Annotated in this window: 11 protein-coding genes; 2 read left to right on the plus strand and 9 right to left on the minus strand. The window is 71.6% G+C overall.

The genetic code is table 11. From position 1 onward, the window contains the following. Positions 1 to 39 precede the first annotated feature (39 nt). Complete coding sequence (locus tag NZH93_RS09010) at positions 40 to 1,701, plus strand: carbamoyltransferase N-terminal domain-containing protein (protein WP_259622504.1); 1,662 nt, start codon at positions 40 to 42, stop codon at positions 1,699 to 1,701. Between the two features lie 7 nt (positions 1,702 to 1,708). On the opposite strand, the gene NZH93_RS09015 is transcribed toward NZH93_RS09010, so the two are convergent. From NZH93_RS09015 to NZH93_RS09050, 8 genes are read right to left on the minus strand one after another with little or no spacing between them, the layout of a single operon-like run. Next, positions 1,709 to 2,914, minus strand: a complete 1,206-nt coding sequence (locus tag NZH93_RS09015; RefSeq protein ID WP_259622505.1) for a 3-deoxy-7-phosphoheptulonate synthase class II — start codon at positions 2,912 to 2,914, stop codon at positions 1,709 to 1,711. Between the two features lie 6 nt (positions 2,915 to 2,920). After that, positions 2,921 to 3,841, minus strand: a complete 921-nt coding sequence (locus NZH93_RS09020) for an AurF N-oxygenase family protein (RefSeq protein WP_259622506.1) — start codon at positions 3,839 to 3,841, stop codon at positions 2,921 to 2,923. A gap of 14 nt (positions 3,842 to 3,855) precedes the next feature. Continuing rightward, the gene (locus tag NZH93_RS09025; RefSeq protein ID WP_259622507.1) at positions 3,856 to 4,629 is read right to left on the minus strand and encodes an aminotransferase class IV; all 774 of its coding nucleotides are present in this window, start codon (positions 4,627 to 4,629) and stop codon (positions 3,856 to 3,858) included. Then, entirely contained in the window at positions 4,626 to 6,725 is a 2,100-nt protein-coding gene (pabB, locus tag NZH93_RS09030) for an aminodeoxychorismate synthase component I (RefSeq protein ID WP_259622508.1), read from the minus strand. The genes NZH93_RS09025 and pabB overlap by 4 nt, the downstream gene beginning before the upstream one ends. After that, positions 6,722 to 7,561 carry an arylamine N-acetyltransferase family protein gene (locus NZH93_RS09035; protein WP_259622509.1) on the minus strand — a complete coding sequence of 280 codons (840 nt, stop codon included), beginning with the start codon at positions 7,559 to 7,561 and terminating at the stop codon, positions 6,722 to 6,724. Before NZH93_RS09035 ends, pabB begins: the two co-directional genes overlap by 4 nt. Beyond that, entirely contained in the window at positions 7,558 to 8,454 is an 897-nt protein-coding gene (locus tag NZH93_RS09040; RefSeq protein WP_259622510.1) for a UbiA family prenyltransferase, read from the minus strand. The genes NZH93_RS09035 and NZH93_RS09040 overlap by 4 nt, the downstream gene beginning before the upstream one ends. 10 nt (positions 8,455 to 8,464) lie before the next feature. Beyond that, positions 8,465 to 9,634 (minus strand): cytochrome P450, encoded by a 1,170-nt coding sequence (locus NZH93_RS09045; protein WP_259622511.1) that lies wholly within the window; start codon positions 9,632 to 9,634, stop codon positions 8,465 to 8,467. A 23-nt stretch (positions 9,635 to 9,657) separates the two neighbouring features. Continuing rightward, positions 9,658 to 10,695 carry a polyprenyl synthetase family protein gene (locus tag NZH93_RS09050; RefSeq protein ID WP_259622512.1) on the minus strand — a complete coding sequence of 346 codons (1,038 nt, stop codon included), beginning with the start codon at positions 10,693 to 10,695 and terminating at the stop codon, positions 9,658 to 9,660. Between the two features lie 348 nt (positions 10,696 to 11,043). Here NZH93_RS09050 and NZH93_RS09055 point away from each other — a divergent pair, with 348 nt between their 5' ends. Further along, on the plus strand, positions 11,044 to 12,264 hold the full coding sequence (locus NZH93_RS09055) for a cytochrome P450 (RefSeq protein WP_259622513.1): 1,221 nt from the start codon (positions 11,044 to 11,046) through the stop codon (positions 12,262 to 12,264). A gap of 58 nt (positions 12,265 to 12,322) precedes the next feature. On the opposite strand, the gene NZH93_RS09060 is transcribed toward NZH93_RS09055, so the two are convergent. After that, positions 12,323 to 13,153 (minus strand): methyltransferase domain-containing protein, encoded by an 831-nt coding sequence (locus tag NZH93_RS09060; protein WP_259622514.1) that lies wholly within the window; start codon positions 13,151 to 13,153, stop codon positions 12,323 to 12,325. Between the last annotated feature and the right edge of the window lie 94 nt (positions 13,154 to 13,247).

The following is a 13,247-nucleotide window of genomic DNA, read 5'->3' on the forward strand; positions in this document are numbered from 1 at the left end:
GGCGTGGCTGCTGGACGACCAGAAAGGTGCGGCTGACCAATGCGCATATGCGGGATCAAAGCATCACACGACGGCGGGGTGGCCGTCATCGAGGACGGTCGCCTCCTCTTCAGCTACGAGATCGAGAAGCTGCGGAACGGCGAACGCTACAGCTCGCTCGGAAACCTGGAACGCGTGACCGAGATCCTCGCCGCGGAGGGTCTGACACCCGCCGACATCGACCAGTTCGTGGTCGACGGCTGGTACACGAAAGACGACGCGGGCCAGACCGCCGTCACCGTGGACGCGGCCGGACGGCCGGTGCACCTCCGGGTCGCGCCGTACCTGGAGAGCCCCGGCGACGAGGGCCCGCTGCAACGCCACACCTTCAGCGGCCACGGCCTCGGCGACTACGCCAGCTACACCCACGTCGCCAACCACCTCATCGGCACGTACTGCTCCAGCCCGTTCGCCGCCAGGGGTGAGGACGCGTTCGTCCTGGTCTGGGACGGCCTCATCACGCCGCGCCTCTACCGGGTGCGGGCCGCGACCCGCGAGGTGGACTTCGTCGAGGCACTCATGCCCGTCTTCGGCGGCAGCTTCGCGGCGTTCTGCGCGCGGTTCGAGCCGTACCTGCCCGACACCGACGACGTCACGTCGGACCGGTTCATCCGCCACCACCTGTCCGTCGCGGGGAAGGCCATGGCCTACGCGGCCATGGGCCGGGTCGAGACCGGTGCCTTCGCCGCCTTCGACGACCTCATGGCCGAGTTCCACGACATCCCCGTCGACCGGGTGGGGGTGCTGGGGGACAAGGTCGCCGCGAACCGGGACGAGCTGATGCCGGGCCTGTCCAACGCGGACCTCATCGCCACCTACCAGGCCTACGTGGGCCACAACCTGCTGGAGCGGCTCACGTCGGCGGTGCGGAGCCGCTTCCCCGGCGGCGGCCACAACCTGGTGCTCGGCGGCGGCTGCGCGCTGAACATCAAGTGGAACACCGCGATCCGGGCCAGCGGGGTCTTCCAGGACGTGTTCGTCCCGCCCTTCCCCAACGACGCCGGGGCGGCGATCGGGACGGCGGCCTGCGAGATGTTCCGGCGCGGCGGCACGGCGCTGGAGTGGAACGTCTACAGCGGACCGCGGATCACCACCGGCACCCTGCCCGACGGGTGGAGCGCGCGACCCTGCGACGAGCGGGCGTTGGCCGCCCTCCTGCACGCCGAGGACGAACCGGTGGTCGTCCTGTCCGGACGGGCGGAACTGGGGCCGCGCGCACTGGGCAACCGCAGCATCATCGCGCCCGCGACCAGCACCCGGATGAAGGACCTGCTCAACGACATCAAGAACCGGGCCCAGTACCGGCCCGTCGCGCCCATCTGCTTGGAGGACCGCGCGCCGGAGGTCTTCGACCCAGGCACACCCGACCCGTACATGATCTTCGAGCACCGCATGCGGCCGGGCTGGGCCGAGCGCGTCCCGGCGATCGTCCACCTGGACGGCACCGCCCGGCTCCAGACCATCGCGTCCACTCAGGACACCGCGGCGGTGCGCATCCTCACCGCCTACGCGGAGATCAGCGGGATTCCCGTGCTGTGCAACACGAGCGCGAACCTGGAGGGGCGGGGCTTCTTCCCCGACGTCGAGTCCGCGGCCCGGTGGGGCGGGACCCGGTACATCTGGTCGGAGGGGACGCTGTACACGAACCCCGACGCGGGGTGACGTCCCGCTAGCGCGTCCGGCGCTCCGGCGCCGGACGCCGCGGGGGGACCATCTCGGCGACCAGGAAGGCCAGCTCCAGCGCCTGGTCGGCGTTGAGGCGCGGGTCGCACGCCGACTCGTAGCTGCGGTGCAGGTCCTCGAAACCGAGCCCCGCGCCGACGCACTCGGTCACGTCCTCGCCGGTCATCTCCACGTGCAGGCCGCCCGCGTGGGTGCCGAGTGCCTCGTGCACCTCGAAGAAGCCCGCGACCTCGGCGAGGATGTCGTCGAACAGCCGGGTCTTGCGGCGGCCGGGTGCCTCGACGGTGTTGCCGTGCATGGGGTCGCTCACCCACACCACCGGCGCGCCGGAGGCGTCGACCTTCGCCACCAGTTCCGGCAGCAGGTCCCGGACGCGGTCGGCTCCCATCCGCACGATGAACGTCAGCCTGCCCGGCCTGCGTTCGGGGTCGAGGCGGTCGATCAGGGCCAGCGCGTGCTCGGGTGTGGTGCTCGGGCCCAGCTTCACCGCGATGGGGTTGTCGACCGTCGCGAAGTAGGCGACGTGGGCGCCGTCGAGGTCCCTGGTGCGGTCGCCGATCCACAGCAGGTGGCCGCTGCCCGCGTAGCGACGGCCCGTGCGCCGGTCGCGGCGGGTCAGCGCCTCCTCGTAGTCGAGCAGCAGGCCTTCGTGGCTGGCGAAGTACTCCGTGCCGCTCGCGCGCAGGACGTCCAGCGTGTACCGGGAGGCGTCGTAGACGCGCCGCAGCCGGGCCGGGTCCGGCCGCCGTTCGGCCTCGGTGAAGCCGCTGCCGTTCACCGCGTCACCCCGGTACACCGGCAGCGTCCGCCCGTCGACGGTCTCGGTCGGCTGGGACCGGGGCTTGGCGTACTGGCCCGCGATCCGGCCCGCGGTCACCACCGGGAGCCCCGACGCGGCCGTGAGGATCACCGACATCTGTTGCAGCAGGCGGAGTTTGCGCCGGATCGCCCGCGCGGAGAGCCGGTCGAGGCGTTCGGCGCAGTCACCGCCCTGCACCAGGAACGCCCGGCCTTCCGCGACACGGGCGAGTCGCGCGGTGAGCGTGTCGCACTCGCGGGGTGTGACGAGCGCGGGCGAGGCCGCCAGGTCGTCGACCACCGCGTCGAGCCGGGCCTGGTCGGGCCACGGCGGGCGCTGGTGGGCGACGAGCGTCCGCCAGTCCGGGACCGTTCCGACGGTGCCTTCGCTCATCCGCCCTCACGTCCCGAAGAGGTCGTGGCCGATGCCCAGGTCGTCGAGCAGCACCTGCAACGGTCCGGTGTCCCGCGCGGGTGCGGGGCGGGAAGCGGCCCACTCGCGCAACTGGTCGACGCCGATCTCGAAGCCGCCCTGGGCCGCGACGGTCACCCACGGCTCCAGGTCGGCGGAGCGGAACGCGGTCAGGCCGCCGACGAGCGCCTCGCGGAACATCCGCTGCTGCGCGCTGTCCAGGTTCCGGTAGAGCGAGCCGCACAACTCGCGGAACACCACGGCGTGACCGCTCTCGTCCCGCCGGTGCAGGTCGGTGGTGATCCGGTTCATCGGCTGGATCTCCCGCGCCGTGGAGAGCGCGGAGAGGAACCCGCTGATCGTCGTCTCGGCGGCCAGCGAGAACGCGATGTCCACGACGTCGCGGTCGAACCCGGACAGCCCGGCCCTGGCCGCGGCGCGCCCCTGGACCACCGACCAGGCGTCCGGCGCGAACCGCACGTCCGCCAGGTCGCGACGGCGGCGGGTGACGCCGACGGCGTTGTGGCACATCAGGATGTGGTAGTGCTCGTCGATGATCGTCTGGTGCAGCGCATCGACGGCGACGTCGTCCCGGCGGACGGGGATCCACTCCTGGAGCATCAACCGGCAGGCGGGCAGGATGATCTCGTCCTCGATGGCCGCGGTCTTGGCGTTGTAGGCGATCCACGCCGCGGACAGGACGCGCTCGCGGGCGTCCCGGTCGAGCCGCTCGGCGCCCGGCAGGCCGAGCACCGGCACCAGGTGTTCGGGGAAGTCCGGCAGCGCGGCGTCGAAGTGCCCGTCCAGGTCGAGTTCGTCCTTCTTGACGGCCACCCGCTTGCCCCAGCGGCGGGTCAACTGGACCAGCAGGTCGCGCTCGTACTCTTCAGGTGCCGCGGTGCCGGGCATCGGGAGGACCTCCTTCAGGTGTTCAGCGCGGGGACGACGGGGGCGGCGAGCGACTCCAGGCGCGCCTGCCAGTGCTCGGCCTTCGCCATGTCCTCCTCGAGGAACCGGCCCAGCCCCTCGGTGACCGGCCGCACGCCGTGCAGGGCGTTCACCGTCCACACGGGAACGTCGGCGAGGTCCGCCGGGGTGGCGGACTCCGCGACGACCGGCCGCCCGGCCAGGTCACCGAGCAGGGCGCGGGTGACCCCGGACAGCAGGCCGGGTCCGGGCGGCGGACCGCACAGCGCGTCCCCGCGCCACCAGAGGACGCTCGTCGTGCACCCTTCGAGCACGTGCCCCTCGGGCGAGAGCAGCAGCGCCTCGTCGGCACCCGCCTCGACCGCGGCGGCGCGCAGTGCCGCCAGGTGGTCCAGGTCGACGCCCTTGACGGCGGGCAGGGTTCGGCGGTCCGGCCCCGAGTTCCACAGCCGGACGGTCCTGGTGCGTGGAGGCGCGGGACGCAGCCACAGCCGCAGTCGCGTCCGGGAACCGGTCTCCACGAGTTCGACGCGGGGGAACCACCGGCCCCGCGCGGGCAGCGTCTCGGCGACCGCGCTCAGGAAGCCGCCCGTCCCCGGTCCGGAGAAGCGGGAGCAAGCCGCGCCGAAGCGCCGGGCGTGCCGGTCGAACCCCCGTACCCGCCCCTCGTCCACGAGCCACGAGTCGACGACCTGCACCGCACCGGTCACGTCGGACGGCGACCACCCGCCGCCGTCCCACCACAGGCGGATCCCGTTGTCGCCCGTCACTGGTGGCCGCCCGCGTCCGACACCGCGGGCGCGCGCCAGGCGCGGAGCGACGCCGCCGCCTTGAGCAGCATCTCCTCGTACTCCTCCTGGGCCTCGGAGCCGAGCACGATCGCCCCGCCCGCACCGATGGTCAACCGGTCGCCGACGCGGACCGCCGTGCGGATCACGATGTTCAGGTCGGCGGCGCCGGAGAGGCCGAAGTAGCCGAGGGTGCCGGAGTACACGCCCCTGGCCTCCGTCTCCAGGCCGTCGATGATCTCCATGGTGCGCAGCTTCGGCGCCCCGGTCATCGAGCCGCCGGGGAAGCACTGCCGGACGCAGTCCATCGCGCTGACCCCGTCCTTGAGCCTGCCGTGGACGGTGGAGACCAACTGGTGCACGGTCTGGTAGCTCTCGACGGCCAGGTACGGGTCGACGTCGATGCTGCCCACCTCGCACACCCGGCCCAGGTCGTTGCGCAGCAGGTCGACGATCATCAGGTTCTCGGCCTGCGTCTTGGCGCTCGACGCGAGGGTGGCGGCGATCTCGGCGTCGCGCACGGGATCGGCGTCGCGGGGGGCCGTGCCCTTGATCGGCTTGCTGGTGACCGTGCGATCCAGCTCGACGCGCAGGAAGCGCTCAGGCGACGAGCAGAAGACCGTGACGTCGCCGAGGCGCACCAGCGCCGCGTACGGGGCCGGGTTCGTCCGGCGCAGCCGCCGGTAGAAGGAGGTGTCGTCGTCGTGGAACGGCAGGTGCAGCTTGTTGGTCAGGCAGATCTCGTAGCTCTCGCCGAGGTCGAGCTGCCGCTTGCACTCCGCGATGTCCGCCAGGTACTGGTCCCGGTCGCGGACCAGGTGCTCCTCGGCGTCCAAGGGCAGGCCCGCGGGGGGAACGGCGACCGGCTCGTCGTCGGCCGGGCGCAGGCCCATCAGCTCCGCGGCCGTCCGGTCCACCCACTCGTGCGCGTCGCGCGCGGTCTTCTCGTCGTGGACGGCGACCAGGTAGGTCAGGCCCTCCTGGTGGTCGACCGCGACGACCCGGTCGGCGAACATCCAGACGGCGTCCGGCGTTTCGGCGGTGTGGCGGGCCTCGGCGCCGCACTCGGCCTTGAGCTCGTAGCCGAAGTAGCCGACGTAGCCACCGGTCAGGCCGAACGGCAGGCCCGTGTCGGGGACGCGCCGGTCGCGCAGCCGCTGGTCGAGGACGTCGAACACGCTGCCGGGGACGAGGCGGACGCCGTCGGCATCGCGCACCTCCACTTCCCCGGTGCCGGTGCGGCAGGTCAGGACCTCGCTGAGCGGCCCCGACGTGTCCCCGAGGAACGAGAACCGGGACAGGCCCTCCTCCACCCGGCTGCTGTCCAGCCAGAAGCAGTGCGGGTCGTCGGCGAACAGTTCGAGGAAGATGGCCTCGGCGTCGGCGTCGGTCCGCACGACCCTGCTCACGATGCCCAGTTCCGCGACCGTGCCGGGGAGGTCGTCGGGGGCCGCGGTCACGGGGTCGGCGATGGTGATGGACGGCCGCCCGCGCCGCGCCTGGCGGGTCAGGTCGGCGAAGTTCCGCAGGATCTCGCCGCCGCACTGGGAGGCGACCGACTCGGGGTGGAACTGCACGCCCCACTGCGGCCGATCGCGGTGGCGCAGCGCCATGAGCACGCCGTCGTCCGCCCACGCCGTGGCGATGAGCTCCTCGGGCAGCGGCTCCTCGACGCACAGCGAGTGGTAGCGGACCGCGACGAACTCGCGCGGGATGCCCGCGAACAGCGGATCACCGTCGTGGGAGACCTTGGCCAGGTGGCCGTGCCTCGGTTCGGCGGCGGCCACCACGGAGGCGCCGGCCAGGTGCGCGATCGTCTGGTGTCCGAAGCAGACACCCAGCACCGGCAACTCGGTGCGGCGCAACAGGTCTCCGACCAGACCGATGTCACGGGCGTGCTGCGGGCGGCCGGGACCCGGCGAGACGACGATGTTGTCGACGTCCTCCGGCAGCGGACCGGACAGCATCGGGTCGTCGTTGACCACGACGACCGGCTCGCGGCCGTTGATCTCGGCGATCAACTGGTACAGGTTGAAGGTGTACGAGTCGTAGTTGTCCACCAGCAGTGTGCGCGTCATGGGCCGGCCAAGGTCTTCCCGAGAGTCCGGACGTCACGTGGCTCCAAGGTGATCCCGAAGATCTCCTCGGGAGCGGACAGCGCCTCGGCGGCGTCCAGCTCGCGGGACGTCGCGGGCTCGCCCGGCCGGATCTCGGTGAGCGCGGTGCCGACGAGGAGGTGCCGCACCTTGGCCCGCGTGCGCTGGAGGATCATCCGGTGGTTGAACGGCGAACGCGGGTGCGTGAGGCAGAAGTGGTTGAGCAGCTCGAAGTCCGACGGGTAGCGCACGTCCGTGGTGAAGCCGTAGAGCTCCGCCGGTCCCTCCGGCCGCAGGAACCGCAGCACGTGTTCCCCGGTCGGTTCCCGCACGAGGTCGAACGGCCAGTCGCCGTCCAGCCGCGCGCCCTCCGCGAGCCGGATCGGCTCGTGCAGCCCGTTGGCGCCGAAGCTCACGTCGTGGAGCCAGCGCTCGCCGTCCAGCTCCACGCACAGCGCCACGTGCAGGGCGGGCCCGACCTTGCTCCCGCTGCGGATCCGCGTCCTGCCCGCGAACGCCGTGAACGTGAACCCGATGCGGTCCAGCACGGCCGCCATCAGCACGACCTGCTCCAGGCACCACCCTCCGCGGCCCTGCCGCACGATCTTCTCCTGGACGCTGTCCAGGTCCAGCGGCACCGCCGTGCGCCCGAGCAGCGCGTCGAGGTTGTCGAAGGGGATCGCGTCGACGTGGGCGGTGTGCAGACCGCGCAGCGTGGCGAGGTCCGGGGCCACGTCCTCCTGGTAGCCCACGCGGGTCAGGTAGGCGTCCAGGTCGACGCCGCTCCCCTGCCACATCGAATCCGGCGCGCCGCTCATGTGAACTGCCCGACGACGACGGCCGCGAGGACGATCCAGCCGAAGTAGGTGTTGGCGACGAAGGTGTCCCAGCACGACTTCGGGTCGTCCAGGTCCACGCGGGCGATCAGGTAGGCCAGGTAGGCCCCCGCGACCGCCACGACGAGGTAGAACGCCCACCCGATCGACGTCTGGGAACCGGCCCACAGCACGCTGCCGACGCTGAGCGCGGCGAAGATCGACAGCCACGCCTTGGTGGCCCCGCCGAACAGCAGGGCGGAGGACCGGACGCCGATCTTCCGGTCGTACTCCTTGTCCTGGTGGGAGTAGATCGCGTCGTGGATCAGCGTCCAGAAGGCCCCGCCCGCGTACAGGCCGTACGCCGCGGGCGGGTAGTCGGCGCTCCCGGTCGCCGCCGTCCAGCCGACGTAGACGTAGAAGCTCATCACCAGCGCCAGGAACGCCGAGGGCCAGACGAAGAAGCGCTTCATGTAGGGGTAGGCGATGATCAACGGGTACGAGGCCACGAGGACCAGGACCGTCTCCAGGTTCGCCAGCGCCAGCACGAGCAGCGCGACCACGGTCTGGGCGACGGCCCACAGGAGCGCGTTCCGGACGTTGATCGTCCCCGACGCGACCGGGCGCGAGACGGTGCGGGCGACTCGGGCGTCGACGTCCTTGTCGACCACGTCGTTGATCGAGCAGGCCGCGCCGCGCACCAGCACCGCGGCGACGGCGACGACCACCACCGCCAGCGGGTTCGGCCGCTGCCCGGAGGCGAGGACGACGGCCCACAGCCCTGGGAGCAGGTAGAGCACGTACCCCGTCGGCCGGTCCAGCCGCATCAGCAGGAGGTACGAGCGGATCGAGTCCGGGCTCTTCGTGACCACGCCCGCGGATATCTTGTGCAGCATCAGGACTCCATCACCATCGCACCGGAAGTTGGACCAGCCCGCCGATCACCGTGTCGTGGCGCAGCCCCAGCTCCTCCACGCCCACGGCCGGACGCATGGTCGGGAATCGCGCGACGAGCTGGGTGAGCACCACCTGCACCTGCATCCGCGCCAGCGCGGCGCCGACGCAGTGGTGCGCGCCGTACCCGAACGCGAGGCTGGCCGCGGTGTCGCGCGTGACGTCGACCCGGTCGGGGTCGGCGAAGACCGCCTCGTCGTGGTTGGCCGCGATGATGTTCAGCAGCACGAAGTCACCGGTCCGGATGGTGACCCCGTCGATCTCGAAGTCCGCCACCGCGTACCGGGGCATGCCGCCGTTGTGCGGGTTCGGCATCGACCGCCGCAGGGTTTCCTCGACGGCGCCGGGGATGAGGCTCGGGTCGTCCAGCAACGCCTGCCACTGCTCCTGGTCGGACAGCAGCAGCAGGACGCTCGTGCCGATCCGGGCCACCGTGGTCTCGTAGCCGCCGAACAACAACAACGCCGTCAGCCCGAGGACCTCGTCGTCGGTGATCCCCTCGGTCGCGCAGATCCTGGAGATCGCGTCGTCGCCCGGATTCCGCCGCTTCTCGGCGACGAGTTCCCGGCAGTAGCCGAACAACCCGCCCAGCCCCTGCTTGGACCTGACCGGGTCACCGATGTTGGCGGCGTCCCGCGTCCAGCCGCCGAACCGGTCCTTGTCCTCCTGCGGCACGCCGAGCCACTCGCACATCACCAGGATCGGCAAGGACAGCGCCACCGCCTGGCGCAGGTCCACCGGTGGCCGCCGGCCCGCCAGCTCGTCCAGCAGTTGCCCGGTCTGCTTCTCGACGTACGGTCGCAGCTCCGCCATCCGCTCGGGGGCGAAGTGCGGTTCCAGCAACGCGCGCATCCGGGCTTGATCGGTGGCGAAGCCCCCGAGCAGGCTGGCGAGGAGCGCCGACCCGCCGTCCTTCGGGGCGTCCGGGTCGGGGTTCGAGCGGCTGAGCCGGTCGTCGTCGAGCAACTGCCTCACCCAGGCGTGACCGGTGACCAGCCACGCCTCGACGCCCTCGGGAGTGCGAACCCGGTGGACCGCGCCCCCGGACTGGAGCGTGCGCAGCCCTGGCGCGAGTTGCAGCACGTTCTCCTGCTCGAAAGGCAGTTGAGCCGGGGTACTCACTGACGACCTCCGGGAGTGACGGGTCATGTCGTGCGGTTGACGATGCGGTCGAACTGGACGGCCAGTTCGGCGGACGCGGCCGGGGCCAGCTCGGCTCGTCCGAGGTGCTCCAGTGCCGAGTCGAGGTGGCCGCGGGACACGCGTTCGGCCGTGTGACGGCCGCCGGACTCCTCGACGAGGTCGGCCATCTCCTGGAGGTGCGCCGCCGCGGTGCCGTCGCCGTGCCACAGCCCGCGCAGCCGCTCGCCGACCGGGCTGTCGGCGGCGAGCGCCGCCAGCACCGGGAAGGACGGGTTGCGCCGCCGGATGTCGCCCCGGACGGGCTTGCCGGTCACCGCGGGGTCGCCCCAGATGTCCTCGACGTCGTTGAGGATCTGGAAGGCCAGGCCCAGGTGCCTGCCCGCACCGCGCAGGGCGGCCAGGACGCGCTCCGGTCTGCCCGCCCGCAGCGCGGGCGTCACCAGTGCGCACACCAGCAGCGCGGACGTCTTCTCCTCCACGATCCGGTCGTACGCCGCGATGTCCGCGCCCGAACCCAGCCGGACGGTGAACTCGCGGGACTGGCCGGAGAGGACCAGGCGGAGGGCTTCGGCGAACGCGCTGGAGACCTCCGCGCGGCCGGGGCCGGGATCGTCGACGACCATTTGCAGGCTCAGTGCCTGCAACGCGTCCCCGGCCAGGATGGCCAGGCTGGCGCCGAACACCTTCCACGCGGCGGGACGGCCGCGACGCAGTTCGTCGGCGTCGATGATGTCGTCGTGGACCAGGGTCGAGTTGTGCAGCAGCTCCAGTGCCGCCGCCTGGGTCCGGACGTCCTCCGGCCGCAGGCCGACCCCCTCGGCCGCCGTCGTCATGAGGGCGGCTCGGGTCAGCTTGCCGCTGCCCGCACCGGCGGGGTCACCGCGCTCGTCGGTGAAACCGAGGTGGTAGCAGCAGATCCGGGCCAGGGTCGGCTCCAGCGCGGACACCCGCTGCCGCACGACGGGCAGCACCGCGGACCGCGCCGTCCCCGGCGACAGGAGGGCCTGAAGCCCGGTCGACGAGGTGTCGAGTGTGCTCATCGGGATTCTCCTCCGGTGGTCGCACGAATTGAACACCGAAAACTCGTCGCTGCTCCCGGTCTGCGCGCAATCTGAATGCAGAGCGACGCTCGGGAATTCGAGTACTGGTTCCAACCAGTATCCTGAACGACCTCCCGTGCCGTGTCAACGACGCGGGACGAGCGCGTTCGACTTTAGGAAAAACCCCAAAGAGGGCAGCACAAAGCCCGGATTGCACTAATCTGTGGATTGGTGGCTGCCGGGCGGCGCCAATGCCGCGCTTCGACCGTGTCGGTCGCACCAAGATCGCCGAACCGGTTCACTGAAAGCTTGAGAGGCGAAATGGCTGTATCTGCCGATTCTGGAAAATTGCGTGAAGGCAGGCCGTTCGACCCGTATGGCGCCCATCGCGACGACCCGTACTCATTCCTGGCCGACATCGGGGACGCCGAGCCGGTGTTCTACGCCCCTCTGCTGGACGCGTGGTGCGTCACCCGGCGCGAGGACATGGTCGCCGTGCTCAAGGACGACCGGAGCTTCTCGGCGCGCGACCACAACCCGCGTCCCAAGGTCGCGCTGCCCGAGGACGTGAGCAGGATGTTCCGCACCTGGCGTGGCGCGGGCGCGGTGGCCGTCGGCTCGCTCGACCCGCCCGAGCACTCCAGGATCAGGGACCTGCTCAACGCCGGGTTCACACCTGCCAGGGTCCGGGCGTTCGAACCCACGATGCGGGCCATCGCGACGGACCTCGCCGACCGCGTCGCGGTGGAGGAGGAGTTCGACTTCATCGCCGCGTTCGCCGTGCCGTACGCCCTGGAGGTGATGTGCCGCCGCCTCGGGGTCCCGGACGAGTACCTCGACCGGTGCCGGCTGTGGTCCGAGCAGCGCATCGAACTCATGATGTTGCAGCACGACACCGATCCCGACCTGCTGCGCGAGCACGCGAGCGGGCTGATGGAGTTCGGGGCGTTCGCCCGTTCGCTCGCGCAGGAGCGGCTGGTCGCACCGCGGGACGACCTGATCAGCGAACTGCTGCACGACGGCAGGGCGGGCAACACGCTCACCGCCGACGAGGTCGCCGTCCAGATCCCCACGCTGATCTTCGCGGGGCACATGACCTGCGCCGAGGCTCTCGGCACGATCCTCTTCCAGCAGCTCCGGTCACCCGGCGGCTGGGCCGAGGTCGTCGACGGGACGATCGCCACGCGGGACCTCGTCGAGGAGGGCCTGCGGTTCGACAGCCCGCTGGCGGGCATGTACCGGACCGCGACGCGTGACGTGGTGGTCGGCGACGTCCACCTGGTCGAGGGGAGCAGGCTGCTCCTGCTGTACGGGGCGGCGGGCCGGGACAGCCGCGCCCACGCGTGCCCGGCCGCGTTCAGCCCCGGCAGCCGGTCCGCCACGCACCTCGCGTTCGGGCACGGCATCCACTTCTGCCTCGGAGCCGGATTCGCCCGCGCGGAACTGGAGATCGCGGTGCGGGCCGTCGCCGCCAGGATGCCGGGTCTCGCGCTGGCACCTGGGCTGCCGCCGCGCCACCGGCCGGTGTTCCCGCTGCGGGCGTTGACCGAGCTGCGGGTACGGCAGTGAGAACGGCCTCGGCCTGCGCCACCGCGTGGCGCAGGCCGAGGAGCACGCGGCGAGCCCGTCAGGCGCGGACCGCGGCCAGGTAGAGGTAGCCCTGCTCCGGGGTGACCGCCGACAGGCGCATGAACGCCAGGAGCGAGGTGGCCTGCTCCTCGCCGACCAGGGCGGCCAGCTCGTCGTACTTGGTCTCCACGGCGTCGGCCATGACGGCGAGGGTCCGGTTGCAGTTGTCGCTGATGTCGCGGATCTCCACGTCGACGAAACCGTTGGCGGCCAACGCCGTCCGGTACTCGTCCACGGTGCCGAGGGACTTCACCGCGTAGTTCTCGCAGACGTGGTCCAGCACCTTGCGCCCCTCGGGGCTGACCGGGCCGCGCTCGATGACGTCGACGATGGCGAGGTGGCCGCCGGGGCGCAGGACGCGGGCGATCTCGGAGAGCACCTGGCCGCGGTCGGGCATGTGCCACATCGACTCGAACGCCCAGGCCGCGTCGAACGAGCCGTCGGGGAAGGGCATGTCCATCGCGTCCGTGAACTGGAACTTCGCCTTCTCGGCGAGCCCGGCCGCGGCGGCGAGTTCGTTGGCCTGCGCCACCTGGACGTGGCTGACGGAGATGCCGACCACGTCCACGTCACCGGTGCGGACGAGCCGCAGCGCGGGGTGGCCGATGCCGCAGCCGACGTCCAGGACCCGCTGACCGGGCCGCACGTCGAGACCCGAGATCATCATGTCGGTGAGCCGGTCGGTGGCCACCTCGATGGAACTGGTGTCGTCGGCGTCGTCCCAGTAGCCGTAGTGGTAATTGGGGCCCCACGCGGAGCCGTAGATCTGACCGATCCCGTCGTACACGTCGGCGACGTCGCTGGGAGCGGGAGACTGCTCGATCGTCATGAGGAACTCCATATCGTTGTGGAGGTGGCGGGAAGTCGGCTCGACGGCTCACCGCGCGGGCGCCCGGCCGGGGGGGGCCCGCCCCGGCGGCCCC

It is taken from the genome of Umezawaea endophytica (assembly GCF_025061645.1).
Lineage (GTDB): Bacteria > Actinomycetota > Actinomycetes > Mycobacteriales > Pseudonocardiaceae > Umezawaea > Umezawaea endophytica.